The sequence below is a fragment of the Kitasatospora sp. NPDC054795 genome, assembly GCF_053611565.1.
In genome coordinates this window covers 73,316-100,138 of record NZ_JBSHAP010000010.1, presented here as the reverse complement: position 1 = coordinate 100,138, position 26,823 = coordinate 73,316, and the positions used below count along the sequence as shown (strand labels likewise).

13 protein-coding genes and 1 pseudogene are annotated in these 26,823 nt (G+C 74.2%); 8 read left to right on the top strand and 6 right to left on the bottom strand.

Annotation, left to right across the window (positions count from 1 at the left end):
* Positions 1 to 174 precede the first annotated feature (174 nt).
* Positions 175 to 1,383, top strand: a complete 1,209-nt coding sequence (locus ACWGJO_RS05950) for a trans-sulfuration enzyme family protein (protein ID WP_452182347.1) — start codon at positions 175 to 177, stop codon at positions 1,381 to 1,383.
* Positions 1,384 to 1,501: 118 nt separating this feature from the next.
* Here ACWGJO_RS05950 and ACWGJO_RS05945 read toward each other — a convergent pair whose 3' ends face one another.
* Positions 1,502 to 3,259 carry a SpoIIE family protein phosphatase gene (locus tag ACWGJO_RS05945; protein WP_452182346.1) on the bottom strand — a complete coding sequence of 586 codons (1,758 nt, stop codon included), beginning with the start codon at positions 3,257 to 3,259 and terminating at the stop codon, positions 1,502 to 1,504.
* Between the two features lie 298 nt (positions 3,260 to 3,557).
* Between ACWGJO_RS05945 and ACWGJO_RS05940 the strand changes: the two genes are divergently transcribed.
* Together ACWGJO_RS05940 and ACWGJO_RS05935 are read left to right on the top strand one after the other, a co-directional pair.
* Positions 3,558 to 4,781 carry an ROK family transcriptional regulator gene (locus tag ACWGJO_RS05940; RefSeq protein ID WP_387687665.1) on the top strand — a complete coding sequence of 408 codons (1,224 nt, stop codon included), beginning with the start codon at positions 3,558 to 3,560 and terminating at the stop codon, positions 4,779 to 4,781.
* A gap of 208 nt (positions 4,782 to 4,989) precedes the next feature.
* A complete protein-coding gene (locus ACWGJO_RS05935; RefSeq protein ID WP_452182345.1) occupies positions 4,990 to 5,511 on the top strand; it encodes a hypothetical protein in 522 nt (173 codons plus the stop codon).
* On the opposite strand, the gene ACWGJO_RS05930 is transcribed toward ACWGJO_RS05935, so the two are convergent.
* From ACWGJO_RS05930 to ACWGJO_RS05915, 4 genes and pseudogenes are all read right to left on the bottom strand, one after another.
* Complete coding sequence (locus tag ACWGJO_RS05930) at positions 5,483 to 5,866, bottom strand: hypothetical protein (RefSeq protein WP_452182344.1); 384 nt, start codon at positions 5,864 to 5,866, stop codon at positions 5,483 to 5,485. The genes ACWGJO_RS05935 and ACWGJO_RS05930 overlap by 29 nt on opposite strands.
* Positions 5,867 to 6,283: 417 nt before the next feature.
* Positions 6,284 to 6,616, bottom strand: coding sequence for a hypothetical protein (locus ACWGJO_RS05925; protein WP_449807809.1), 333 nt, complete (start codon positions 6,614 to 6,616; stop codon positions 6,284 to 6,286).
* Positions 6,613 to 7,155 (bottom strand): DUF6232 family protein, encoded by a 543-nt coding sequence (locus tag ACWGJO_RS05920; RefSeq protein ID WP_452182365.1) that lies wholly within the window; start codon positions 7,153 to 7,155, stop codon positions 6,613 to 6,615. Before ACWGJO_RS05920 ends, ACWGJO_RS05925 begins: the two co-directional genes overlap by 4 nt.
* A 485-nt stretch (positions 7,156 to 7,640) precedes the next feature.
* Positions 7,641 to 8,164, bottom strand: a pseudogene (locus ACWGJO_RS05915) (DUF4132 domain-containing protein).
* Between the two features lie 140 nt (positions 8,165 to 8,304).
* Between ACWGJO_RS05915 and ACWGJO_RS05910 the strand changes: the two are divergent.
* From ACWGJO_RS05910 to ACWGJO_RS05900, 3 genes are all read left to right on the top strand, one after another.
* Positions 8,305 to 10,188: a GMC oxidoreductase gene (locus ACWGJO_RS05910; protein ID WP_452182343.1), complete on the top strand. Its 1,884-nt coding sequence runs from the start codon at positions 8,305 to 8,307 to the stop codon at positions 10,186 to 10,188.
* A gap of 68 nt (positions 10,189 to 10,256) precedes the next feature.
* Positions 10,257 to 10,805, top strand: coding sequence for a gluconate 2-dehydrogenase subunit 3 family protein (locus ACWGJO_RS05905; protein WP_452182342.1), 549 nt, complete (start codon positions 10,257 to 10,259; stop codon positions 10,803 to 10,805).
* Positions 10,806 to 10,836: 31 nt separating this feature from the next.
* Positions 10,837 to 11,769: a ferritin-like domain-containing protein gene (locus ACWGJO_RS05900; protein ID WP_452182341.1), complete on the top strand. Its 933-nt coding sequence runs from the start codon at positions 10,837 to 10,839 to the stop codon at positions 11,767 to 11,769.
* A gap of 59 nt (positions 11,770 to 11,828) precedes the next feature.
* Here the strand turns inward: ACWGJO_RS05900 and ACWGJO_RS05895 are convergent, their stop codons facing one another.
* Positions 11,829 to 12,554 (bottom strand): hypothetical protein, encoded by a 726-nt coding sequence (locus ACWGJO_RS05895; protein WP_452182340.1) that lies wholly within the window; start codon positions 12,552 to 12,554, stop codon positions 11,829 to 11,831.
* A 777-nt stretch (positions 12,555 to 13,331) separates the two neighbouring features.
* Between ACWGJO_RS05895 and ACWGJO_RS05890 the strand changes: the two genes are divergently transcribed.
* Complete coding sequence (locus tag ACWGJO_RS05890; RefSeq protein ID WP_452182339.1) at positions 13,332 to 20,468, top strand: SDR family NAD(P)-dependent oxidoreductase; 7,137 nt, start codon at positions 13,332 to 13,334, stop codon at positions 20,466 to 20,468.
* A gap of 31 nt (positions 20,469 to 20,499) precedes the next feature.
* On the top strand, positions 20,500 to 26,823 hold the full coding sequence (locus tag ACWGJO_RS05885) for a type I polyketide synthase (RefSeq protein WP_452182338.1): 6,324 nt from the start codon (positions 20,500 to 20,502) through the stop codon (positions 26,821 to 26,823).

The following is a 26,823-nucleotide window of genomic DNA, read 5'->3' as shown; positions in this document are numbered from 1 at the left end:
ACCGGCCGTGCACCGGCCGTGCACCGGCCGAGTACACCGCGCAGCGCGCACGGCCGCGACCCGGGCGTTCGCCGCCGCCCCCCGGGCGGCGGAGCCGGAACGACCGCCCGGGGCAGGCCACTTGACGCCGATTGGCCCTGGCCGGGGTGCCGGGGCCGCCCGAGGATGGGCGCCATGAACGACTTCCACACCCAGGAGAGCCCCGAAGGGCTGCGCCCCGAGAGCCGGGTCGTCCACCCGCCGCTCGCCGAGGTCACCGGCAGCCGTCCACTCGGCGTCCCGCTGCACCAGGGCCACCTGTTCGCCTTCGACACCGGCGACGCACTCGCCGGGGCCCACGACGGACCGGACGGCGCCTTCCTCTACAACCGCTTCGGCAACCCCACCGTCCGCTCGCTGGAGCAGGCTGTCGCCGGACTGGAGGGCGGCACCGGCGCCCTCGCCACCGCCTCCGGCATGGGCGCGATCAACACCGCGCTGCTCTCCCTGCTGCGCGCCGGCGACCACGTGATCGCCCAGCGCAGCCTGTACGGCGGCACCGTCGGCGCGCTGACCGACCTCACCGAGCGCTGGGGCGTCGAGGTCGACTACGTGAGCGGCGACGACCCCGCCGGGGTGGCGGCCGCGCTGCGGCCCCGCACCCGGGTGCTGCTCCTGGAGACCGTCTCCAACCCCACCACCCGGGTCACCGACCTGCCCGGGCTGATCGCCGTCGCCCGGCGGGCCGGGGTGGTGAGCGTGGTGGACAACACCTTCGCGACCCCGCTGCTGTGCCGCCCGATCGAGCACGGCGCGGACATCGTGATCCACTCCGTGACCAAGTACCTGGGCGGGCACTCGGACGTGCTCGGCGGGGTCGCCGTCTTCGCCGACCCGGAGCTGCACCGGCGGGTCTGGCGGCGCTCGCTCGAACTCGGCGCCTCCGCCGACCCGTTCGCCGCCTGGCTGACCCTGCGCGGTATGCAGACGCTCGCCCTGCGGGTCCGCCGCCAGTGCGAGACCGCGCTCGACCTGGCCGGCCGGCTCGCCGCCCACCCCGCGGTCACCGCCGTCCACTACCCGGGCCTGCCCACCCACCCCGACCACGACCTCGCCCGCCGGCTGCTGCCCGACGGCCACGGCGGCGTCCTGGCCTTCGACCTGGCCGGGGGCCGGAAGGCGGCCGGCACGTTCACCGAGTCCGTCCGGCTCGCCTCGCTGGCACCGTCCCTGGGCGACGTGCACACCCTGGTGATCCACCCGGCCAGCACCTCCCACCGGCAGCTGTCGGACGAGGAACTGGCGGCGGCGGGCATCGGGCCGGGGACGGTGCGGCTGTCGGTGGGCATCGAGCACCCGGAGGACATCTGGGCGGACGTCGCGCGGGCGCTGGCGAAGGTGTGAGCCCGAGCGGTGCGGCCGTCGGCACGGGTGGGTGCGGGCCGGCCCGGGCCCCGTGCTCGACGACCGGGGCGCCGCCCGGGTCCGGAGCGCGGGGGAGGCGGGCGCGCCGCCCGGCCCGTCAGCGCTGCCGGGGCCGGGCCACCAGGAGCGCGATGTCGTCCTCGGCGGCCGGGGCCGGCGGCGGGGCGAGGGAGCGCAGGACGGCGTCGAGCAGGTCGTCGAGGTCTCCGGCGGCGGGCAGCCGCAGCGCCGCGAGCCGCTCCAGCGAGACGTCGATGTCCTCGCCCCGGCGCTCGACCAGGCCGTCGGTGTAGAGCAGCAGGGCCTGCTCCGGCAGGAGCGGGTGGGCGGTCTGCTCGTAGCCGCCGAGACCGGTGCCGAGCGGCGGGCCGGTGGGGACGCGCAGCAGCTCGGTCGGCCGGCCGGGGGTGATCAGGGCGGGCGGCAGGTGGCCCGCGCTGGAGAGGGTCCAGCGGCCGCGGCCCGGGTCGGCGAGGGCCAGGAGGCAGGTGGCCGGGCGGGCGGAGTCGTCGGCGGAGATGATGTTGTCGAGCTGACGCAGGATCCGGTGCGGGGGCAGGTCCATCCCGGCGAGGTCGCGCAGTGCCGAGCGGTAGTGGCTCATGTCGACGGCGGCCTCGACGCCGTGCCCCATGACGTCGCCCATGGCGAGCAGGGTGCGCCCGAACGGCAGCCGGACCGTCTCGAACCAGTCGCCGCCGACCACCGACGCGCTCCCGGAGGGCAGGTAGCGGGAAGCGAGGACGAGGTTCTGGTGCGGGTTGCCGGGTTCGCTCAGCAGCGCCCGCTGGAGTTCGAGGGCGATTTCCTGGGAGCGGGCGAAGCGCCGGGCGTTGTCGAGGGCGGTGGCGGCGCGGGCGGCGAGGTCGCCGAGCAGGGCGGCCTCGTCGGGGGTGAAGGCCGGGCCGGCGGCGGTGCGGCCGAGGGTGAGCAGCCCGATCAGGCGGCCCCGGGCGGCCAGCGGCAGTACCAGCAGCGAGGCCGTCCCCGCCGGACAGCCGTCCTCGGGGCCGGGCTCGGTGAGCACGGCGACGCCGTCGGCCAGGCTGCGGGCGGCGGCCGAGCCCTCCCGGTGGCGGATCGATTCTCCGTACCGGGGCAGCTCGGCGAGGGCGGCGGCCAGCGCGGGAACGGACCGGGCGCCGGCGCGGCGCAGCCGCTGGGGCGCGCCGTGGCCGGCCCGGGCGGGTTCGGCCTCGGGCGGCAGCAGGTCCACGACGGCTAGTTCGGCGAGCCGGGGCACGGCGAACGCGGCGAGCTCAGCGCCGGTGGTGGCGATGTCGAGGGTGGTGCCGATCCGTTCGGTGGCGGCGTCCAGCAGGGCGAGCCGGGCCCTGGCCCGTTCCAGCTCGCGCAGTTGGTCGCGGGCGGGGTCGGGGTCGTCCAGGACGACGACGACCACCCCGGTGGTCCGCCCGGAGCGCCGCAGTGCCCGGTAGCGCACCCGCAGTCCGGGCGGCACGGGGGCACCCGCGCCGTCCGGGCCTCCGGTGGCGTGCTCGCGGGCGAGCCCGTCGGCGAGCACCCGGCGCAGGATGCCGAGGGCCCCGGCGAAAGCGGTGGTCCCGGCGGCCCGGCCGAGCAGGTCCGCGCGGCGCAGCCCGGTGGCGGTGGTGAACGCGGCGTTCAGGTACTGCCAGCGCAGGCGCTCGTCGAGCAGCGCGACACCGACGGGGGCGGCGGCCAGGACCTCGCGGAGCCGCTCCGGATCGTCGCCGCCGGTGTCGCCGCCGCTGTCACCGCCGGTGATCGCGCCGAGCCGGGCGGCGAGGGCCGCCGCGGTCGCCGCCAGGGACCGGGTGTCCGGTGTCGCGGGCCGCGGACCCTCTGCTCGGTTGCCGTGCCGGAAGTGCATACGCCCATGATCACGCGCCCGCGCGCGGCACGCCCACAGGTGGGTGAAACGTTGACCGGCCGGAGACGGTGCTGTAACGGACGGCCCGGGCGGCTGCGGGGCCGACCGCGCGGACATCCGCGCCGCCGTACGGATACGGCAGGCGAACGGCGGATGATCACCGGTCATACTTGGGCGGCGGCGCCCGACCCCGGACGCCGCGGGCCGGGCCGGGCCCATCCGGCCGTACCGACCCGGCCGTACCGACCCGGCCGTACCGACCCGGCCCGTGCCCGAGCACCCAGACCGGAGGAACCCGATGAGCCCCCACCAGCCGACCAGTCGCCCGGCGGCCGGGGCCCCCGGGGTGCCGTGGAACCGGCAGCGGCTGCGCAGCAACAACGAGTGGCTCCTGCTGGAGCTGCTGCGCACGGGCGGCGGCTCCTCACGCGCCCAGCTGGCCCGGGACACCGGGCTGTCCAAGCCGACGGTCTCGGCCGCCCTGGCCGAGCTGGAGCGGGCGGGCCTGGTCCGGGAGGCCGGGCGACTGGCCCCCGAGCGGGGCCGTACCGCCGTGCTGTACGAGGTCGACCCGACGGCCGGACACGTGCTCGGCGTGGACATCGGCCGGGCCCGGCTGCGGGTGGCGGTGGCCGACCTGGCCGGGACGGTGATCGCCCGCCGGGACGTCGCCAACCGGGGCCGCTCGGCGAACGCCGTCGCGCACGCCGTGGTCGCCGCCGCGCACGAGGCGATCGCCGAGGCGGGCCTGGCCGCCGGGGACATCGTGCACGCGGTGATCGGTACCCCGGGGGTGTGGGACGAGCAGCGGCGCGGGGTGCGCTACGCCAGCAGTCTGCCCGGCTGGGGCAGGCCGGGACTGTTCGACCGGATAGGGGAGGGCCTGGGAACGGCCGTCTCGGTGGCCAACGACGCCAACCTGGCGGCGCTCGGCGAGTACACCCTGGGTGCCGGCCGGGGCAGCCGGATGTTCGCGTACCTGCTGGTCGGCACCGGCCTCGGGCTGGGTGTGGTGAAGGACGGCGAGCTGCTGCTCGGCGCGCACGGCGCACTGGGCGAGATCGGCCTGGTCCCGCTGCCCGGGCGGCCCGGCGAGCCGGGCGCGACCATCGAGCAGGACGCCGCCGCGGACGCCGTGGTGCGTGCCGCCCGGGACTTCGGGCTGGACGGGGAGTCCGCGACGCGGCAACTGACGGCGAAGCAGGTGTTCGAGCGGGCCCGGGCCGGGGAGCCCGCGGCGGTCCGGGCGGTGGAGCGGGAGGCCGAGCGGCTCGCCTACGCGGTGGCCGTGCTGTCGGCCGTCCTGGACCCGGACCTGGTGGTGCTGGGCGGCGGGATCGGCAGCAGCGCCGACCTGCTCCTGGAACCGCTGGAGCAGGCCCTGCACCGGCTCGCCCCGATGCGTCCGACGCTCGCGCCGAGCCTGCTGGGGGAGGAGGCCGTACTCCTCGGCGCGGTCTCCACGGCACTGGAGACCGCCCGCCCCGAGGTGTTCGAGCGCCGGACGGCGGGGCTGCGCTGACGGTCGATCGGCGGGGCCGGCCGGGCGGCCGCGGCGTCCGGCCGGGTTGTCCGGCCAGTGTCTTCGGCTGCTGCGTTTCGGCCGTTGCGCCCGGCCGGTGGCCGGAAGGTCTCGATCTGCCAACGAGTGGGGGTTCGGTGGACGGTGCGTGTGCGGTTCCTGCTTGAATCGCACGACTCATCCATACGGAACGGAGCGTTCTCCTCCCATGCCTTCACGGATAGCCGGTCGCCGTCGGGCCGGCCTGGCCGGATTCGCCGGACTCGTCCTCACCGTCGGTCTGGCACTGACCGGGTGCGACCCCTCGGCGGCCGACGGCGGTGCCACGGCCTCGGCCACGCCGACCGTCACCACCACCACGACCGCGGTGACCACCCCGCCGGCGGCGCCCGCCGCCCCGGCCCCGGTCAGCAGCCCGCCGGCCCAGCCGACGCCCGCGGCGCCGGTGGCCACGCCCCCGCCCGTCGCGCCTCCGGCCCAGCCGAGCGCCCCCGCGCAGCCGCCCGTCACCAAGGCGCCGCAGCCGAAGGTGACCACCGCCCAGCCGCCGACCGACCCGGAGCCTCCGGCGGCGGCCGGCGCCGGGTGCGACATCCGCTCGGCCGCGGGCAACTGCTACGAGGCCGGGCAGTTCTGCCGCACCGCGGACCTGGGCAAGAGCACCCACGAGGCCGGCGGCCGGGTGATCTACTGCCGGATGGTCAGCGGGAAGCCGCACTGGCAGGCCTGAGGCCCCGCGGGCCCGGGGCGCTCCGGGCTCGGGCGCCGATGACGCCCGGGGTGTCCCAGAACAGGTGCTCGTAGGCCTGGAGCAGCAGCCCGTACTCGTGTGCGGCGGCCAGGGTCGGCCCGTCCAGTCGGTCCGGGCCCTGGGCGCCGGCGGCCTGCTGCTCCAACTCGGGCGCGGGCCGGGCGAAGAAGTTGAAGAACGCGCAGGCCTCGTCGGAGAAGCCGGACCGGCTGCGCGGCGCCTGCGCGATTGTGGCGCAGTAGCCGCCCCAAGGCGACCTGCTGCACGAGGTCCGCCACATCCTGGCGGTGCGCTGCTGTACCCGCAGCTGGAGACCCGCACCGACGAGGTTCACGACATCGCCACCGTAGCGCTGGGATCAGCCCTGAAGGGCTTGAAACCACCAGACAAAAAAGCCGAGGCGGACGGTGATCAGTAGGGTCGTGGTGGCCTGCCGGCCTCGGGGCACCCCGCCGCCCGTCCGCGCTGCCGGCCCGTGCGCCGGGCCGCCGTCCCCGCTCGCGGTCCTGGCCGCCGCCACACCGCTGTCCCGCTGCGCCGGGTCGGCGTCCAGACCGTGGTGGCCCTGGCCGTCCGGGTGGCCGTCAGGCCATCGTCCACGGCGTGCCGCCGCGCCCGCCGAGGCGGGCAGTGCTCACCCGGTCACCGCGCCCATGACGCCTGTGCCTGCCCCGAGCACGGCCAAGGCGTGTCCCGGGCGCACCCGGGACACGCCCATCGCTTCAACTCGCACAGCCGCCGATCTGCCGCCTCAGCCCGCCAGCAGCGCCTTCGCGGCCGCGATCACCGGCACGCCCACCTCGCCGACCAGCGCCGCGATTCCGGAGATGCGCTGAACCAGGCCACGCCGACGCTCCGCAGACGTCTCCTCGGCGATCGAGCCGGCCGCCGTGTCCACCTCTGCCCGGTCGTTCTCGTCCAGGTGCGGGCGTAGTTTCTCGATCTCCCGCAGGAGGGCCTCCACCGCGGGTCCTCCTGCGGTCGCGCCGACGGTCTTGCCGCCGGCCACGATGTCACCGGAACCGGTGTGCTCGGCCTTGCCGATGCTGCCCGAGCCGTACTGCTGGATGTGGTCGCCGCTCATGATCCTCCGATGTTCCCGCTGCCGCTGTGCTGGGCCTTGCCGATGCTGCCGTCGCCGTACTGGTGGATGACGTCCCCCTGTACCGCGTGGGCCACGTTGATGACTGTCTGTGCGACGTCGGGATTGCCGATCGCCTTGGTGATCTCGTAGATCAACTGCTGGATCTCCTCCTGCCGCGTGGACCAGACGGCCTCACGCTGGGTGCCGGAGGTGTTGAGGACCAGGCCGTACACCGGGGGCTTCTGCAGGGCCGAGACCAGCCTCCAGACCAGAAGTGCCTCGACGGCGAGGAAGACGATCGTTCCCACGGTGCCGGCGAAAGAGGCGAATATGCCGCCCAGGATGAACCAGCCGATGCTCTGCAGGATGAACTTCCTCCACGCGGCACCCTTGTCGACGGTCAGTCGTCTCTGGCCGACATGGGAGATGTTGCGCAGCGGATAGGCCTCGCCACCTACCCACAACACACCTTCATTGATTGTTACTTGGGCCACCAAGGGACCCTCCTGCCCACTCCCGGACGATGAGGTCTGGAGCATAGCGAAGCCGATGGCGGACACGAGACGGAAATCACACTTCCCGCCCGTCACTTTCGAGTGACCGTCGTGGCGACAAGCCGAGTTCGAGCGAGATCCAGTGGCAAAGAGGAGGATCGACCGTCACGGGGCACGTGTTGCACCCGCTGCGCGGTCCACCGGCTCCGGCGATCAAGATGCGCAAGCGCCAGATGTTCGGCCGGGTCGGCCTGGCACGCGTCCCCTACGCGCCCACCCGAAGCCACTCCTTCGGGGAGGCGCGGCACGAGTTCCGTCTCGGCCCCGCCTCACCGAAGGGCAGGCGGACGCCTTCGAGGCCGAGTGCGACGTGGAACTTCCGCGGCCCTATCGGGACTTCCTCACCAACATGGGCGGCAGTGGCGCGTCTCCGTACTACGGACTGATCCCGCTGGAGGGCTGCATGCTCTTCACGACGAACCCGAGACGCCAGCGCGGGCCCGAGAGGATTCACCTCACCTCACCTCACCTCACGGGACCGGCTGTTCCAGGACGTCGACATGATCGCCGCCCTGAGCGTCCCGCTCACCGCCGCCCCTGCGGGCCGAGTCGAACATGTTGACCGCGATGCCGCCCTCCGGGGCGATCACCACGTAGAGGTCGGGCCCGACCCGGCGGGACAGCCACCGCTCGACGCCGTCGTCCTGGGGCTCGCCGCGCCGCCAGCCGCGCCGTTCCATGCCGACCAGCCGGGTGGTGGGCAGCACCGGACGGTTCTCGAAGTGGGTCAGGCGGCGGCCGGCCCGCTCCTCGTCGGTCAGCGCGTACACCGGGCGGCCGAGCTGGCGGAATGGCTGCGGATCTCGTAGTCGGCGAACAGCTCCGACCAGTCGGCGAGGTCGTCGCCGAGCAGGAGCGGGTGCGCCAGCCGGACGGAGGCGGTGGCCGGCAGCGCGAACGCCTGGGCCCGGACGTCCGCCAGGGTGCGGTCCTCGGCGATGCGGAACGCCGTCATCCCGCCGTCCGTCTCGGACAGCCACAGCAGGCGGCGCACCAGGTGCCACAGCAGCGGATGCCCGACGAAGAGCTGGTCGAACTCCTGCGCCGTGCGGAATTCCACCCCCTGGACAGGGGCCTTGGGCCGCTGTGGTTGCCCGTGCTCACCGACAAGGAGCGCACGCCCTCCAGCAGGCCGTGCGCCGTGAGCGTCACCAACGGGAGATCGCCGACCGCGACCGCGAGGCCGCCTTCCAGGCCCACGCCTGGATCCACCGGTCGCGGCTGATCGCAGCCTGTGTGAGACTTGTCCGCATCTGGTCACTGAGAGTGACTTTCTTGTATCGCGCAGCGACATCCGGTGAGAAGAGTGGGACCGTGTCCGATATCCAGGCGTTCGACGTCATCATCGTCGGCTCCGGGGCTGCCGGCGGAATGGCGGCGCACGAGCTCTGTGCGGCGGGCGCTCGGGTCCTGATGCTGGAGGCGGGCCGGGACTACGATCCCGGGACCGAGACGCCGATGTTCAACACGCCGCAGGACGCGCCGCTGCGGGCGGCCTCGACGTCGGACAAGCCGCAGGGCTTCTACGACGCCACCGTCGACGGCGGCTCGCAGATCGCCGGTGAGCCCTACAGCCAGGCGGACCCCCCGAATCCGGACAAGTCGAATCAGTTCAGCTGGTGGCGGCCGCGGATGCTGGGCGGCCGCACCAACCACTGGGGTCGGGTGGCGCTGCGCTTCGGACCGTACGACTTCAAGCCGAAGACCCGTGACGGACTGGGCTTCGACTGGCCGATCGAGTACGCCGACCTGGCGCCGTGGTACGACAAGGCCGAACGCCTCGTCGGCGTCACCGGCCTTCCCCACGGGATCGAGAACGCCCCCGACTCCCCGCCCGGCGTCCAGCTCCCACCGCCGTCCCCGCGTGCCTTCGAGATCGTCCTCGGCCGGGCGTTCGAGCACCTGGGCATGAAGGTGGCGGCGATCCGGGCGGCCGTGCTCACCCGCCCGTTGAACGGCCGCGCGGCGTGCCTGTACTCGACCCAGTGCACCCGTGGCTGCGCCAGCCGCTCCAACTTCCAGAGCACGACCGTCCTCATTCCCCCCGCCCGCGCCACCGGCAACCTCACCGTCGTGTGCAACGCCATGGTGTCCCGGGTCGACGTCGACGCGACCGGGCGGGCCACAGGGGTCACCTACAACGACCGGGTGACCGGCTCCGAGTTCTCGGTCACGGGGCGAGTGGTGGTGCTGGCGGCGGGAACCTGCTCGTCGGTGCGCATCCTGCTCAACTCGCGAAGCGCCGCGTTCCCCAACGGGATCGGAAACGGCCACGGGCTGGTCGGCAAGTACCTGATGGACTCGGTCGAGTTCTCGCGCTCGTCGCGAATTCCGATGCTCGAAAAACTCCCCGTGCTGAACGACGACGGCATCTTCACCCCGCACATCTACGTGCCGTGGTGGCTGCTGCCCGAGCAGGCCGCCGGGCAGCTCGGGTTCCCGCGCGGGTACCACATCGAGCCGCGCGGGGGCCGCAGGATGCCGACCACCGGCGTCAAGAACCTGATCGACGACGGCAGCGCGACCTACGGCGACGCCCTGCGGACGGAGGTCCGGCGGAAGTACGGCACGGACGTCACCCTCATCGGCGAAGGCGAGATGATCCCGAACGAGGACTCCTTCTGCGAGCTCGATCCGACGGGCAAGGACAAGTGGGGAGTTCCGGTCCTGCGGTTCCACTGGAAATGGGGAGATTCGGAAGTCCGGCAGGTCACGCACATGCACGACACCTTCAACAAGGTCTTCAGCCTGCTCGGCGGCGCACCGGACACCAGTCCCGTCGCGATGCCGCAGGGCGGCGGAGCGGTCCACGAGGTCGGCGGCGCGCGGATGGGGACCTCGCCGCAGAACTCCGTGCTCGACGCCTACAACCAGTGCTGGGACGTGAGGAACCTGTTCGTCGTCGACGGCGCCGCGTTCGCGTCGAGCCCGGACAAGAACCCCACGCTCACCATCCTCGCCCTGGCCGCGCGGAGTTCGGCCCGCATCCTCGAACTGCTGCGGAACGGCGGGATCTGACCGCACCAGGCGCCCAAAAGCCGAGCGAGGGCGACCGGATGACGGTACATCGGAAGCGAGAGGAAGAGATGGACCAGCACAGTGCCGCCGGGGTCGGTGTCGCACCGCAGGGCTACGGCACCGACCCCAACCTCGTGACGCCGCACACACCTTGGCCGCGCACGCTCTCGGAGCGCGAGCGCGCACTCGCCGCGGCCCTCGCCGACATCGTTCTGCCGGGCACCGCCGAGTACCCGGCGCCGAGTGCGATGGGGATCGCCGACTTCCTCGACGACTGGGTGAGCGCTCCCTACCCGACGCAGCAGGGCCACAGGACCGTCATCACGACCGGCCTCGCCATGGTCGACGCGGAGGCGCGGCGCCAGTTCGGGACGGGGTTCGTCGAACTGGACGGCTCCCGGCAGCGCACGATCGTCGACCAGATCGCGTCGACCACCGCGACGGACCGGAGCTTCTTCATCAGGTTCCGGGCCCTGCTGCTCATCGGCTACTTCACCTCCGACGTCGGCTTCAAGGCGATCGGCTATCCCGGGAACGTGCCGTTGCTCGCCTTCCCGGGCATCCCGCCGGAGGCGCAGCGCATCATCGACGACGAATTCAGGAAGTTGGGGCTGTAGCGTGAATCCGGCGGCTGCGGGCACTCCGCGCATGAAGACCATCAGGGAGTACGTCGAGACGGGAGTTCTGCCGCTGGACGACCTCAAAGGCGCCTTGCACCTCGCGATGCGGCTGGAATTCGCCACCATCCCGCCGTACCTGTGTGCGCAGTGGTCGGTCAAGGTCGACCCGGACCGCACCGAGGGTGTGCTGCACAGAATCGTCAGCCAGGAGATGAACCACTTCGCGCTGGCCGGCAACCTGCTGGCCGCGATCGGCGGCCGGCCGTCGATCGCGCACCCGGACTTTCTGCCGACCTATCCGGCCGACGAGCTGCCCGGCGGCATTCCGCAGCGGCTTCCGGTCGATCTGAAGCCACTGGTCAAGGACCAGCTCGCGGTGTTCATGCAGATCGAGTACCCGGAGTTCCCCCCGATCGCCCTCCGCACCGGGCGGCCGCCGGCCACGATCGGCGCCTTCTACGACACGATCATCCAGACGTTCCAGAAGCTCGAGCCGGCGATCGACCCGAAGGCCCACGCGGTGGAGGTGCCTTTCGCGAAGCCGATCAGAACCGTCGCCGACGCGATCGACACGATCGACCGGATCAAGACCGAGGGGGAGGGGACGCAGGGCTCACCCGATCAGCCGCCGGGGGAGGGGGACAGCGGCCACGCGCACTACTACTTGTTCAAGGAGCTCTACGTCCAGAAGCGGCTGGTCAAGACCGGCGACAAGTGGAGCTTCGGCGGATCTCCTGTCAACCTGCCGGAGGTGTACCACTTCGCGCCGTCCCAGGATCGGCCGAACCCCTCGACCGAGTTCAACCGCACCCTGTCGAAGCTGCTGGTCGACCTGGAGACGTGCTGGACGTCCGGCGCGCCGCCGAACGTGGCGGCCATGTTCCAGCTCCAGATCCTCGGGCGGGACCTGATCAAACGGGGGATCCGTCCGGAGTTCCGGTGGGATGACGCAGCGGCCTGAGCGCGCACTCCAACGGCGTGCTGACCATCGTCGTCCTCGCCCGAGAAGCCGACGGCCGTCTACCGGGTGCGGCCGATCTCACCGTCCGAAGCGAGAGTCCCGGAGATGACGAAAGACGCCCCGACGGGCAGGCCGAGCCTCGCCGCCCAGGACAGCGTCTCGGTGCGGGACGCGTCGCGCTCGGCCAGGCGGGCGGCGGCCGAGGAAGGAGGCACCTTGTCCTCGTCCAGCAGGACGGCCCACTGGCTGCCGGTCAGGGCCGGGTAGCGCAGGTGCGGGAAGTCCGCGAGCACGGTCAGGTCCTGGACCACGGCCTGGGAGAGATCCAGGCCGTGCAGATTTGATGCCGTGCGCAGTGGGGTGAGGTCGGTCGTGGCGGTGGTGGCGAGGTCCAGCGAGCGGAGGTGCCGGTGGCCGTTGAGTGGTGTCAGGTCGCCGCCGTGGAGGTCGACGGCCAGGGACTCGACGGGCAGGTCCCGGATGGGGGCCAGGTCGGTGACGGGGCGGCGCTTGAGTTCGAGTCGCCGCAGGTGGGGGGCGGCGGCGAGCGGGGTGAGGTCCATCGGGCTGGTGGGGGCGTTGGTCTGGATCAGGACGGCCTGGAGGCCGGGTGGCATGTCCTGGGGGACTCCACCGGACCGCAGCTCGGGATCGGCATAGCACTCGTCGGGGCGGCCACGGGCGTCGTCCCCACTGCCGTCGGCGAACAGGTACCGCGCCCGCAGGTCGGCGGGCAGCGGTCGGCCGAGGCGGCGCTCGGCGTCGGCGAGGGACGCCTCGGTCACGGGCGGGGGTAGCGTCTCGGAGCCTCCCAGGATGTCGGCACGCCGCTGCAGGTAGGTGCGGAGCCGGGCGAGCGCCAGGTCCGGGTCGCCCGCCGGGCCGGCCGTGCCCTCCTTCTGGGCGTACCCCGCCGAGGAGAGCCGGTAGCCGTGATCCAGGACAGTCAGGAAGCCCGGACGCTCTCCGTACAGGCGTGAGAGGTCACCTGGCCGCTAGACCACTCACTCTCCGAGCAGGCGCCGTTCCGGCACCGCCGGTGGACAACGGCGCCGACGGGCGCATTGCTGAAGAACAGCAGGGTGCCCTGGGCCGCGCTGTTCGGCTCGTGCGCACTCCTGTTCATCGGCCTCGCCGTCGGCGCACAGTTGTCCTGGCCCGTCCGGCCTGTTGCTGGCCATTACCACGGTTGTAGCCGTGGGCAGTTGGTTCGGTGCGGTGCAGTCCGCCCGGGGCGCGGCGGCCCGCCGGCTGCCGGAAGGCGACTGAGCCCCTTCCCCGGTGCCACCCGGATCCGGAACGGACGGCTGACCCGGCCCACGGGGTGCGCGCGGCTCTCCCGCTGCGCCGCGACCCGCCCGCTCCCCGTACCCGCACCGTGTCGCGGCCTGCGCTATCGGGACGCTATGCGACTTGGGCAAGATCGACGTCGCACGTCCGGTGGCGGTACACGCCGGGCATGACGAAGGCGTCCCGGTCGGCGCGCGACCCGTGGGAACGGGCGCCCCGCCACGGTCCGGCGACTGATGGTCCTGATCGCCGTGAAGGAGTCCGAAGTCACGATGACGCACCCCGACGGTACGGAAGCACCGCTGCTGTGGACACTGGCCGGCAGCGGCAAGGAGTCGCTGGCGGCCGGCGCGCGCGGCCTGCACGCGTACCTGGCCGGTCGTGACGACTGGAGCCCCCAGGACATCGCGTTCACCCTCGCGCGCACCGCTTCCGAGGGGAGCCGGCGGGCGGCAGTGGTGGCGGACGGCCGTGACGGATTCCTGCAGCGGCTGGACGCGCTCGCCGACGGCAGGAGCATGCCCGGCCTGCTGGAGGGCGCCGCAGGGGCAGGCGGGCGGGTCGCCTTCGTGTTTCCCGGGCAGGGCGCGCAATGGCCCCGGATGGCGGTGGACCTGTTGGACACCTCCACGGTGTTCCGCGACCGGATGGACGCGTGCGCGCAGGCCCTGGAACCGTTCGTCGACTGGTCGCCGATCGACGTGCTCCGCGCCCCGGACGCGTCGGGCGCACCCGCGGGGGACCGGGCCGACGTGGTGCAGCCCCTGCTGTTCGCCGTGACGGTGTCGCTCGCCGCGCTGTGGCGCTCCCACGGCGTGGAACCGGCCGCGGTGCTCGGGCACAGCGTCGGCGAGGTCACCGCCGCCGCGGTCTGCGGCGCGCTGTCCCTGGACGACTCCGCGCGGGTGGTGGCCCTGTGGAGTCAGGCCCAGGCGACCCTGGCCGGGCAGGGCGACATGGTCTCCGTCATGGCCCCGGCCGGCGAGGTCGAGCCGCGGTTGCGCCGCTGGGACGGCCGCCTCGTCGTTGCCGCGCACAACGGCCCGCGGTCCGTGATCGTCTCCGGCGACCGCGACGCCGCGGCCGAACTCCTCGCCGACCTGGCCTCGGACGCGGTGCACGCACGGCGGATCGCGGTGGGCCTGGCCGCCCATTCCCCCCACATCGACGCGATCGTCCCCCGGATGCGCGCCGACCTCGCACCGATCCGCCCCCGCACACCGCATCTGCCCTACTACTCCGGACTGACCGGGGGACGACTGGACGTCCCGCTCCTGGACGCCGACTACTGGTGCCGCAACCTGCGCAACACGGTCAGGTTCCATCAGGCGGCCGGGGCCCTGCTGAGGGACGGGTACGGGGTCCTGCTGGAGGTCAGCCCGCACACCGTGCTGACCTCTGCCCTCGCGGACTGTGCGGAGGAACACGGCACGCAGGCCGCCGTCCTCGGGACGCTGCGCCGCGACCAGGGCGGTCCGGGCCGGTTCCTGACCTCGCTCGGTGACCTGTACGTGCACGGGGTCACTCCGGAACGGGAAGCGCTGTTCTCCGGGCAGCACGCCCGGGTGCGGGAACTGCCGGCGGCTGCCCTGGCGGCGCTCGCGGAGCCCGGCCCGGCGGACGTGAACGGGCCGGACGGCGCGGGCGGTGACCGGGATGCCGGTGCCGCGTTCCGCGCGGAGCTGGCCGGATTGGACGTACCGGAGCGGCGTGCCGCGCTGGCACGGCTGGTGGGCGAGGAGATCGCCGCGCTGACCGGCCGGTCCGGTCCGGTCCCCCCTGACCTGGCCTTCCTCGACCTGGGATTCGACTCCGTCACCGCCGTGGAGCTGCGCAACCGGCTGAGTGCGGCGACGGCGCTGCGCATCCCGGCGACGGTTGCCTTCGACTGCCCGACCCCGATGGCCCTGGCCGAGTATCTCTGCGCCGCGATCGGCGGCGACCGAGCCGACAGGAACACGGACGCGGACGAGCCGGTGCGGCGGGCCGAGGACGACGACCCCGTGGTGATCGTCGGCATGGGCTGCCGCTACCCCGGCGGGGTCGGTAGCCCCGACGAGCTCTGGGAGCTGGTGTCGGCAGGTGCCGACGCCGTCTCCGCGCTGCCCGACGACCGCGGTTGGGACACCGCCGGTCGGTACGACCCCGCACCGGGGACGCCGGGCCGGTACTACCAGCGGGAGGCGGGTTCGCTCGCCGGCGCGGCGGACTTCGACGCGGAGTTCTTCGGCATCTCGCCGCGCGAGGCCCTGGCCATGGACCCGCAGCAGCGGCTGCTGCTGGAGACGACCTGGGAAGCGCTGGAGCGGGCCGGGATCGACCCGGCCACCCTGCGGCGGACCCCGGCGGGCGTCTACGTCGGGGCGATGACCATGGACTACGGGCCCACTCTCGAACAGGGCGCCGACGAGGGCGGCCACCTGCTGACCGGCAACACCGGAAGCGTCGCGTCGGGCCGACTGGCCTACACCCTCGGTCTGGAGGGAGCGGCGGTCACCGTCGACACGGCGTGCTCGTCCTCGCTGGTGGCCCTGCACCTCGCGGTACGGGCGCTGCGGTCGGGTGAGTGCTCGCTGGCGCTGGCGGGCGGCGCGACCGTGATGTCCACGGTCGGCATGTTCGTGGAGTTCAGCCGTCAGGGCGGTCTGGCCCCGGACGGCCGCTGCAAGGCCTTCTCGGCAGCCGCCGACGGCTTCGGCCTGGCCGAGGGCGTGGGGATGCTGCTGCTGGAGCGTTTGTCGGACGCGCGGCGCAACGGGCATCCGGTGCTGGCGGTGGTGCGGGGTTCGGCCACGAACCAGGACGGTGCGAGCAACGGACTGACCGCGCCGAACGGCCCGTCGCAGCAGCGGGTGATCCGGGCGGCGCTCGCGGACGCGGGGCTGGTGGCCTCGGACGTGGACGTGGTGGAGGCGCACGGTACGGGGACGCGGCTGGGCGACCCGATCGAGGCGCAGGCCCTGCTGGCGACGTACGGGCAGGGCCGTCCGGCGGACCGTCCGGTGTGGATCGGCTCGCTGAAGTCGAACATCGGCCATGCCCAGGCCGCGGCGGGGGTGGCCGGTGTCATCAAGTCGGTGCTGGCGCTGCGGCACGGCGTGATGCCCAGGACGCTGCACGTGGACGGTCCGACGCCCGAGGTGGACTGGTCGGCGGGAGCCGGGCGGTTGCTGACGGAGGCCCGTGCGTGGGACGACACGGGCCGCCCGCGCCGGGCGGGTGTGTCCTCCTTCGGCATCAGCGGGACCAACGCTCACGTGATCTTGGAGTCTGCGCCGGCCGAGGCTCCGGCCGGGGCGGTGGAGGGTGCCCGGCGTCCTGGGCCGGTGGTGTGGCCGGTGTCGGCGCGCAGTGCGCAGGCCCTGCGGGCGCAGGCGGGGGCGTTGGCGGCGCGGGTGGTGGCGGAGCCCGGGCTCGACACGGCAGACGTGGGCTATTCGCTGGCGGTGGGGCGTGCGTCCTTCGAGCACCGTGCCGTGGTGGTGGGCGGGGACCGGAGCGAGTTGCTCGACGGCGTGAAGGCGCTGGCGGATGGGCGTTTGGCACTGGGGTCGGTGTCCGGCGGCGGGTTGGTTTCCGGTCGGGTGGTGCTGGTGTTCCCGGGTCAGGGTTCGCAGTGGGTGGGGATGGCTGCGGAGCTGTTGGCCGAATCGGAGGCGTTCGGGGAACGGATGGCGGAGTGCGAGCGTGCGTTGGCGCCTTACGTGGACTGGTCGTTGGCGGAGGCGCTGGGTTCGGAGGCGCTGTTGGCGCGGGTGGATGTGGTGCAGCCGGTGCTGTGGGCGGTGATGGTGTCGCTGGCGGAGGTGTGGCGTTCGTTCGGGGTCGTTCCGGACGCGGTGGTGGGCCACTCGCAGGGCGAGATCGCCGCGGCGTGCGTGGCGGGTGGCCTGAGTCTGGAGGACGGGGCGCGGGTGGTGGCGTTGCGTTCCCGTGCGGTGGGTGCGTTGGCGGGCCGTGGCGGGATGGCCTCGCTGCCGCTGCCGGTGGAGGCGGTGCGGGAGCGGATCGCGGGCCGGTTGTCGGTGGCGGCGGTGAACGGTCCGTCGTCGACGGTGGTGTCGGGTGACGCGGACGCGGTGGCGGCGCTGGTGGAAGAACTCGTGGGGGAGGGGGTGCGGGCGCGGCTGATCGAGGTCGACTATGCGTCGCACTCCGCGCACGTGGAGGAGGTCCGCGAGCAGCTGCTCGCCGACCTGGACGGCATCGCTCCTCTCGCGGGTTCTGTGCCGTTCTTCTCGACGGTGACGGGCGGCTGGCTGGACACGGAGGTCCTGGACGCCGAGTACTGGTACCGGAATCTGCGGGAGACGGTGGAGTTCGGGCAGGCCACGGCGGCGTTGTTGGGGGAGGGTTTCCGGTTCTTCGTCGAGTCCAGTCCGCATGCGGTGCTGGGTGTGGCGGTGGGGGAGTCGGTGGAGGCCGCGGGTGTGGAGGCCGTGGTGCTGGGGACCTTGCGTCGTGGGGAGGGCGGCCCGGCGCAGGTGTTGCGTGCGGTCGGCCGTGCCTGGGAGTGCGGGCTGGGGGTGGACTGGCCGGGTGCGTTCCCGGGCGCGCGGCGGGTGGACCTGCCGACGTACGCCTTCCAGCGCACCCGCTACTGGCCCGAGCCGGCGCCCACCGCGGCGGCCGATGTGGGCGCGGCCGGGCTCGATCCGGCCGACCACCCCGTCCTCGGAGCGGCCATCGAACTGGCCGACACGGGTGAACTGCTGCTCACGGGCCGGATCTCGCTGCGTACCCACCCCTGGCTCGCCGACCATGCGGTGGCCGGTACGGTCCTGCTGCCCGGCGCGGCCTTCGCGGAACTCGCGGTACGCGCCGCGGACGAGGCCGGCTGCCGCACGGTGGAGGAACTGACGCTCCAGTCACCGCTGTTGATACCCGCCGATACCGCCGTCCGCCTGCAGGTCCGGGTCGGCGCCACGGACGCGCACGGCAGCCGCTCACTGGACCTGTTCTCCTGCCGCGAGGACGCGGTGACCCCGCACTGGACCGCGCACGCGACCGGCAGGCTCACCGCCGACGCCACGACCCGCGAGCCGTCGTCCTCGGCCGTACCGGACGACGCCGGCTCCTGGCCCCCGCCCGGCGCCGTCCCGATCCCCGTCGACGACCTGTACGAGCGGTTCCGTGCCTCCGGTTACGGCTACGGACCCGCCTTCCGCGGGCTCACCGCTGCCTGGCGCCGGGGTGACGAGATCTTCACCGAGGTACGTCTGCCCGAGGACCAGCACCGGTCCGCCTCCGCCTTCGGCGTGCACCCCGCCCTCCTGGACGCCGCCCTCCAGGGGCTGTTCCTGCGGGCTCGGCCGGACATCGAATCGGGCACGGACCGGCCGTCCGCCGGACTGCCGTTCTCCTGGAGCGGAGTCGGGCTGCACGCCTCCGGAGCCACCGCGCTCAGGGTACGGCTCGGCTTCCGGCCGGACGGATCGGTGTCGATCGACGCGACCGACTCGAACGGCCTCCCGGTCGCGTCGGTCGAGGCGCTCGCCGTCCGCTCGATCGACCTCGACACCCTCCGCCCGGGCGGCGGCCCGGAATCCCTCTACCGGGTGCAGTGGTCGGCGGTGCCCGCCACCGCACCCGCCGACCCCCTCGGACACTGGGCTGTCCTCGGCGGCCGGGAACTCTTCCCGGACAGCCATCCGGACCTGGCCGCGCTCGGTGCCGCGCTGGACGGGGGAGCGCCGTCGCCCGCCGCCGTGCTGGCCTGGTGCGACCACACCCCGGACCTTTCGTCCCCGCCCGACGCCGCATCCGTGCACACCGCACTGGACGACGCCCTGCGGCTCGTCCAGGACTGGCTGGCCGACCCGCGGTGGGACGACGGCACCCGGCTCGTGCTCGTCACCCGGGGTGCGGTCTCCACGGCAGCCGGCGAGGAGGTCACCGACCTCACCGGCGCCGCGGTCCGCGGCCTCGTCCGCTCCGCCCAGTCCGAGCACCCGGACCGCTTCCTGCTGATCGACACCGACGACCCGGCCGCCGTGGCCGGCCTGCTGCCCCGGGCACTGGCCGGAACGGAACCCCAACTGGCGATACGCGGCGGAGAGCTCCTCGCCGCCCGCCTCACCAGGGCCACCGTCGCCACGGACCCGAACCCGGCCCCGGACGCGCTCTCGGGCTCGGACCCGGACACACCGTCCGGTATCGCCGCGGCCGGGGGAACCGTCCTCGTCACCGGGGCCGGCGGCGCGCTCGGCGGCCTGGTGGCACAGCACCTCGTGACCGCGCACGGCGTACGGAACCTGCTGCTCGTCGGCAGGCGCGGCACGGACGCCCCGGGCCTGACCGACCTCGCCGCCGAACTGCGCGGCCTCGGCGCCCGGGTGGACGTGGAGGCCTGTGACGTCGCCGACCGGGACGCGCTCGCCGCGCTGCTCGCCGGCATCCCCGCCGACCGCCCGCTGAACGCGGTCGTCCACGCGGCCGGCGTCCTGGACGACGGGACGATCGAGTCGCTGACCCCCGGGCGGATGCGCCACGTCCTGCGGCCCAAGGTCGACGCAGCCCTCAACCTGCACAACCTCACCCGTGACCTCGCGCTGTCGGCCTTCGTCCTGTTCTCCTCCGCGTCCGCCACGGTCGGCAACGCCGGGCAGGGCAACTACGCGGCCGCCAACGCCTTCCTCGACGCGCTCGCCCAGCACCGCCGTGCCCTGAAACTGCCCGCCCAGTCGCTCGCCTGGGGCCTGTGGGCGCGCCGCAGCACCATGACCGGCACGCTCACCGCCGCCGACCTGCGGCGGATGTCCCGGGGAGGCACCGCGGCCATCGGCAGCGAAGAGGGCCTGGCCCTGTTCGACGCGGCGCTCACCCTGGACGAACCGCTGCTCGTCCCGGTCAAGATCGACCTCGGCCGGCTCCGGACGGCAGCCCGGACCGGACCCGTCCCGGCCCTGCTCGCCGCCCTGGTCCCCGGTACCGCACGCCGCCCCGCCTCCGGGGCGGACGCCGCCGAAGCGGACTCGCTGCGCCGCCGGCTGACCGGCCTCACCCCGGAGGAACGCGTCGCCACCCTGCTCGACCTGGTACGGAGCCGGGTCGCCGACATCCTCGGCCACGGCGGACCCGAGGCCGTCGACCCGGACCAGGCGTTCAAGGACCTCGGCTTCGACTCGCTCACCTCCGTCGAACTCCGCAACCGGCTCGGCGCCGCCACCGGCCGCCGGCTGCCCGCCACCCTGGTCTTCGACCACCCCACCCCGGCCGCCGTCGCCGCCCACCTCACCGGGCGCCTGGTACCCGACGGGCCGGGCGACCCCGCCGGCACCGGGAAGGCCGCCGGGGCGCACCTCGCCGACCGGCCGGAGACACCGGACACGCCGGCTCCCGCCGCCGACATCAACGCCATGGCCGTCGACGAACTCGTCCGGATGGCCCTGGGCGGCGAACGTGACTGACCGACAGCCGCAGAAGGAGAAGCCCAACCCCATGCCCACCGACACGGACCAGGTGGTCGCCGCCCTGCGCGCCTCGCTGGTGGACAACCAGCGCCTGCGGCAGGAGAACCGACAGCTCCGCGACGACTCCGCCGAGCCCATCGCCATCGTGGCGATGAGCTGCCGCTACCCCGGCGGCGTACGTACCCCGGAAGACCTGTGGGAGCTGCTGGTCAAGGAACGCGACGCGGTCTCGCCGTTCCCCACCGACCGCGGCTGGGACGTCGAGGGCGGCTTCGACGCCGACCCCGACGCCCCCGGCACCTTCTACGTCCGGGAAGGCGGCTTCCTCCACGACGCGACCGGCTTCGACCCCGGCTTCTTCGGCATCTCGCCGCGCGAGGCCCTGGCCATGGACCCGCAGCAGCGGCTGCTGCTGGAAGCGTCCTGGGAAGCGGTGGAACGCGCGGGCATCGACCCGGCGACCCTGCGCGGCAGCCGCACCGGTGTCTACACCGGAGTGATCTACAGCGAATACGGGTCCCGGCTGGGCCGGGTGCCCGACGAAGTGGAAGGCTTCCTCGGCACCGGCACCATCCCCAGCGTCGCCTCGGGCCGGATCGCCTACACCCTGGGCCTGGAAGGCCCGGCGGTCACCCTGGACACCGCCTGCTCGTCCTCCCTGGTCGCCGTCCACCTCGCCTGCCAGGGGCTGCGCTCCGGCGACACCACCCTCGCCCTGGCCGGTGGGGTGACCGTGATGTCCACCCCCGGCCTGTACGTCGGATTCAGCCGCCAGCGCGGCCTGGCACCCGACGGACGCAGCAAGTCCTTCTCGTCCGCGGCGGACGGAGCCGGGTTCGGGGAGGGCCTGGGCCTGCTCCTGCTGGAACGGCTCTCGGACGCCCGGCGCGCGGGGCACCCCGTCCTGGCCGTCATCCGCGGCTCGGCCGTCAACCAGGACGGCGCCAGCAACGGGCTGACCGCCCCGAACGGGCCCGCGCAGCAGCGCGTCATCAACGGGGCGCTCGCCCGGGCCGGACTCGACCCGTCCGAGGTCGACATGGTGGAGGCGCACGGCACCGGCACCGTCCTCGGCGACCCCATCGAGGCGCAGGCGCTCATGGCCACGTACGGGCAGGACCGGCCCGCCGGGCGGCCGTTGCGGCTGGGCTCGCTGAAGTCCAACCTGTCCCACACCCAGGCCGCCGCGGGCGTCGGCGGGGTGATCAAGTCGGTGCTCGCGATGCGGCACGGCGTGATGCCGCGCACCCTGCACGTCGACCGTCCCTCGCCCCAGATCGACTGGACCGAGGGAGCCGTCTCCCTGCTCACCGAGGCCGCCCCCTGGCCGGAGACGGGACGTCCGCGCCGGGCCGGGGTGTCCTCCTTCGGCGCCAGCGGCACCAACGCCCACGTCATCCTCGAACAGGCCCCGGCCGACCCGGCAGCTTCCGACGGGCCCGCCACGCCGGAACCGGTGCCCGCCGCCGTCCCCTGGATCCTGTCGGCGCGTACTCCGGATGCGCTGCGCGCCCAGGCGACGGCGCTGTACGAGCGGGTGGTGGCGGAACCGGGCTTGAGCGTGACGGACGTCGGCCATTCGCTGGTGGCGGGGCGTTCGCGGTTCGCGGAGCGCGCGGTGGTGGTGGGGGCGGACCGGGGCGAACTGCTGGCCGGTGTCGCCGCCCTGTCGCGGGGCGTGCGTGCGGCGGGCGTGACGGTCGGCAGCGGGCTGCCCCCGGGCCGTTCGGTGCTGGTGTTCCCGGGTCAGGGTTCGCAGTGGGTGGGGATGGCCGCGGAGCTGCTGGCCGAATCGGCTGTGTTCGCGGGGCGGATGGCCGAGTGCGGGCGGGCGCTGGCGCCTTACGTGGACTGGTCGTTGGCGGAGGCGCTGGGCTCGGAGCGGTTGCTCGCCCGGGTCGACGTGGTGCAGCCGGTGCTGTGGGCGGTGATGGTGTCGCTGGCGGAGGTGTGGCGCGCGTTCGGGGTCGTTCCGGACGCGGTGGTGGGCCACTCCCAGGGCGAGATCGCCGCCGCGGTGGTGGCGGGTGGCCTGAGTCTGGAGGACGGGGCGCGGGTGGTGGCGTTGCGTTCCCGTGCGGTGGGTGCGCTGGCGGGCCGTGGCGGTATGGCGTCGGTTCCCCTGCCGGTGGACGTGGCACGGGAGCGCATCGCCCCGTGGGCGGGCCGGCTCTCGGTGGCGGCGGTGAACGGCCCGTCGTCGGTGGCGGTGTCGGGCGACGCCGACGCGGTCACGGCCCTGGTGGAGGAACTCCTGGAGGAAGGGGTGTGGGCGACTCGCATCGAAACCGACTTCGCGTCGCACTCCTCGCACGTGGAGGAGATCCGCGAGCGCCTGCTCTCCGACCTGGACGGGATCACCCCCCTCGCGGGTGCGGTGCCGTACTACTCCAGCGTGACCGGCGGCCTGCTGGACACGAAGTCCCTGGGTGCCGAGTACTGGTACCGCAACATCCGGCAGACCGTCGAGTTCGAGCGGGCGACCCGTTCGCTCCTCGCGGCCGGGCACCGCGTCTTCATCGAGTCCGGCCCCCAGCCCGCCCTGATGTACGCGATCGAGGACACGGCCGCCGACGCGGGCGCCCCGGAGACGCTGGTGCTCGACACCCTGCGGCGCGGGGCCGGAGGGCTCCGCCGACTCCAGCTCGCGCTCGCCGAGGCACACGTCCGGGGCCTGCGCGTCGACTGGGAGCGACTGTTCGCGGGAACCGGTGCCCAGCGGGTGGACCTGCCCACCTACGCCTTCCAACGACGCCGCTACTGGCTGGACGCCCTGCCGGCCGACCGGGACCAGGCGGCCGCCGGCCAGTCCGCCGCGGACCACCCGCTGCTCGGCGCCGCGGTCGAACTGCCCGACGACGCGGGCACCCTCTTCACCGGCCGGCTCTCCTCGGCCACCCACCCCTGGCTCGCCGACCACGCCGTGGCCGGAGCCGTGATCCTTCCCGGCGCGGCCCTCGTGGAGCTGGCCGCGCACGTGGGCCGCCGCCTCGGCTGCGCCCTCGTGGAGGAGCTGACCCTCGCCGCCCCGCTGCTGCTGCCCGACGATCAGGCCGTGCAACTGCGCGTACGGGTGGGCGCCGAGGACGGCACGGGACGGCGCCCGGTGGAGTTCCACTCCCGGCCCGAGGCCGCCCCCGGCTCCGCCGACCGGCCCTGGACCCGGCACGCGACCGGCGCGGTCGGCCCCCGGGACCCCTCGGCCGACCGGGACGACACGACCGAACCGGCCGGCACCTGGCCCCCGCCCGACGCGGTCCCCCTCGACGTGGACGAACTGTACGGGCTGCTCGAAACCCGGGGCGTCGCCTACGGCCCGGCGTTCCGGGGCCTGCGCGCCGCATGGCGCACCGCAGACGCGATCCACGCAGAAGTGGCCCTGCCCGACGGCCTCCCCGCCGGCGGAGCGGGCGGCTTCGGCGTGCACCCGGCCCTCCTGGACGCGGCCCTCCAGACGACCGGTCTGCGTGAAGGCGCCGCGACCGCGGAGCCCGCCGACGGCGTCCCCCTGCCGTTCTCCTGGCAGCGCGTCGCGATCGAAACCTCCGACGCGCCGGTCCTGCGCGTCCGGCTGCGCCCCGACGGCCCGGACGCCGTCAGCGCGCGGATCACCGATCCCTCGGGGCGCACGGTGGCGACGGTCGGCTCGCTCACCCTGCGCACGGCGTCCACCGCCGCACTGCGGGCGTCCTCCGATTCCGTCCTCCACGTCGGCTGGACGCCGGTCACTGCCGGGCCCGGCCCGCGCCCGGTCACCCGCTGGGGCCTCCTCGGCCCGCGGGACGAGCGGCTGCTGCCGGCCGCCTTTCCCACCGAACCCCCGTCCGCGACACCCGACGCGATGCTGCTGACCTGCCCCCCGTCCGCCGACACCGTGACCGCGGACGCCCCCGCCCGGGACACGGACCCCGCGGCGGTGCACGCGGTCGCGTCCGGGGTCCTGGAGCGCGTCCAGGCCCACCTGGCCGACGACACCACGGCCCGGACACCTCTGGTGGTGCTCACCCGGGGTGCGACCGGCCCGTTCGGCGCGCAGCCGCAACCGGCCGACCTCGGCGCGGCGGCCGTGTGGGGCATGCTCAGGGCCGCTCAGCTCGAACACCCCGACCGGTTCGTGCTGCTGGACGTCGAAGGGCCGGAGCCGGACGGTCTCGGCGACGCGCTCGCCGACCTGCTCGCCACGGGCGAACCACAGGCGGCCCTGCGCGGCGGCGTCCTGTACACGCCCCGACTGGTACGGCCGCCGGCCGGCACCGCCACCGCCACTGCCCCCGCGAGCGGCACCGCCACCGACACCCGGCCGGTCGGCGCGTTCGGGCCGGCCGAGGGGACGGTCCTGCTGAGCGGCGGCGGCGCTCTCGCGGCCGTCCTGGCGCGCCATCTGGTCGCCGCGCACGGGGTGCGCCACCTCCTCGTGCTGAGCCGCCGCGGCACCGACGCCCCCGGCATGCCGGAGCTGACGGCGGAGCTGGCCGAGGCCGGAGCCGAACTGGCCGCCCTCAGCTGTGACGTGTCCGACCGTCAGGCCCTCGCCGCCGCCCTGGCAGGCATCCCCGAACGCCATCCGCTGTGTGCCGTGGTCCACACCGCCGGAGTGCTCGACGACGGCCTGCTGGACGGGCTGACGGGGGAGCGGATGACCGCCGTCCTGCGGCCCAAGGTCGACGCCGCCCACCACCTCGACCGGCTGACGCGCGGAGCGGACCTCGCCGCGTTCGTCGTCTTCTCCTCCGCCGCGGGCGTGCTGGGCAGCCCCGGCCAGGCGTCCTACTCGGCCGCCAACGCCGTGCTCGACGCCCTCGCCGCGGAACGCCGACGGCTCGGGCTCCCCGGCCTGTCCCTCGCCTGGGGGCCCTGGGAGCGGGTGAGCGGAATGACGGCGGAGCTCGGCGGCGCCGAACGGCAGCGCATCGACCGGCGCGGCGCCCGCGGCCTCTCCGACCAGGAGGCCATGGCCCTGCTGGACACCGTGTGCGCCCCGGACGCCGCCCCGCCGGGAGACGGGAGCCCCGTCGTCCTGGCCCACCTCGACCTCGCCGTGCGCGGCGACGGCCCGGTGCACCCGATGCTGCGCTCCCTGGTCCGGCGCAGCCCGACCGCGACGACCGGGGCGAAGGGGACGCCGACCGCCGCCGCAGCGCTCCGGCACCGGCTCGACGCCGCCGCCGACGAACAGGGACGCGAGCTGGTCCTGCGCGAACTCGTCCTCGCCGAGGCCGCCGAAGTCCTCGGCCACACCGACTCCGGGGCGCTGTCCCCGACGGTGCCCTTCCTCTCCGTCGGATTCGACTCGTTGACCGCTGTCGAACTCCGCAACCGGCTGGCCGCCGCCACCGGACTGCGGCTACGGCCCTCCGCCGTCTTCGACAGCGGCACCCCCGCCGCGCTCGCGGCGCGCCTCGCCGCCGAGGCCCGGGCGGAAGACACCCCCCGGCCCGGAACGGCACCCGCGGCCGGAACCGGAGCAGCTGCGTCCGACGCCGACACCGCCGACACCGCCGACACCGACCCGGTGAGCGTGCTGTTCCGCCAGGCCTGCGCACTCGGCCGGATCGACGAGGGCATCGCCCTGCTCAAGAACGCCTCCGCCCTGCGCCCGGCCTTCCACAGCGGCAGTGACCTCGCGGCCGCCGGCGCCGGCCCGCGGCTGCTGCGCCTGAACGAGCGCGCCGACGCCCCCGTACTCGTCTGCTTCGGCTCCATCGTCGCGCTCGGCGGCGCCCACCAGTACGCCCGCTTCGCCGCCCGCTTCCGCGACCGCTACGCCGTCGCCGCCCTCGACGCCCCCGGATTCGTCCCCGAGGAGGAACTGCCCGCCGACATGTCGGCCCTGCTGGACTTCCAGGCGACGACACTGCTCCGGGAACTGCCCGGACGGACGCTCGTGCTGGCGGGCTCCTCCTCCGGCGGCACGCTCGCCCACGGCGTGGCCGCCGCGCTGGAACAGCGCGGCGAGGGCCCGGCGGCCGTGGTGCTGCTGGACACCTACCTCTCCGACAACCAGGGCATCACCCAGTTCAACGACGTCCTGCTGGGCGGCATGTTCGCCCGCGAGGACCGGGCGGCCCCGATGGACGGGACCCGGCTGACCGCGATGGGCGGCTACTTCCGTCTGCTCGACGACTGGAAGCCCCCGGCGGTCCGCGCCCCGCTGCTGCTGGTCCGCGCCTCCACCCCGCTCGGCCGCCCGTCCGCCGAAGCCGGCGACTGGCGTTCGACCTGGGCCGGCGCCGACACCGTCGTCGACGTCCCCGGAGACCACTTCTCGATCATGGAACAGCATGTCGCGACCACCGGCGACGCCGTCGCCGACTGGCTCGACAGCACCCTGCGCACCCCCGGTGCCCGGTGA

Bases quoted from the DNA above. Each gene is read 5' to 3' on its own strand.
- ACWGJO_RS05950 (WP_452182347.1), top strand. From the start codon at position 175: ATGAACGACTTCCACACCCAGGAGAGCCCCGAAGGGCTGCGCCCCGAG.
- ACWGJO_RS05945 (WP_452182346.1), bottom strand. From the start codon at position 3,259: ATGCACTTCCGGCACGGCAACCGAGCAGAGGGTCCGCGGCCCGCGACA.
- ACWGJO_RS05940 (WP_387687665.1), top strand. From the start codon at position 3,558: ATGAGCCCCCACCAGCCGACCAGTCGCCCGGCGGCCGGGGCCCCCGGG.
- ACWGJO_RS05935 (WP_452182345.1), top strand. From the start codon at position 4,990: ATGCCTTCACGGATAGCCGGTCGCCGTCGGGCCGGCCTGGCCGGATTC.
- ACWGJO_RS05925 (WP_449807809.1), bottom strand. From the start codon at position 6,616: ATGAGCGGCGACCACATCCAGCAGTACGGCTCGGGCAGCATCGGCAAG.
- ACWGJO_RS05920 (WP_452182365.1), bottom strand. From the start codon at position 7,155: ATGCTCCAGACCTCATCGTCCGGGAGTGGGCAGGAGGGTCCCTTGGTG.
- ACWGJO_RS05905 (WP_452182342.1), top strand. From the start codon at position 10,257: ATGGACCAGCACAGTGCCGCCGGGGTCGGTGTCGCACCGCAGGGCTAC.
- ACWGJO_RS05900 (WP_452182341.1), top strand. From the start codon at position 10,837: ATGAAGACCATCAGGGAGTACGTCGAGACGGGAGTTCTGCCGCTGGAC.
- ACWGJO_RS05890 (WP_452182339.1), top strand. From the start codon at position 13,332: ATGACGCACCCCGACGGTACGGAAGCACCGCTGCTGTGGACACTGGCC.
- ACWGJO_RS05885 (WP_452182338.1), top strand. From the start codon at position 20,500: ATGCCCACCGACACGGACCAGGTGGTCGCCGCCCTGCGCGCCTCGCTG.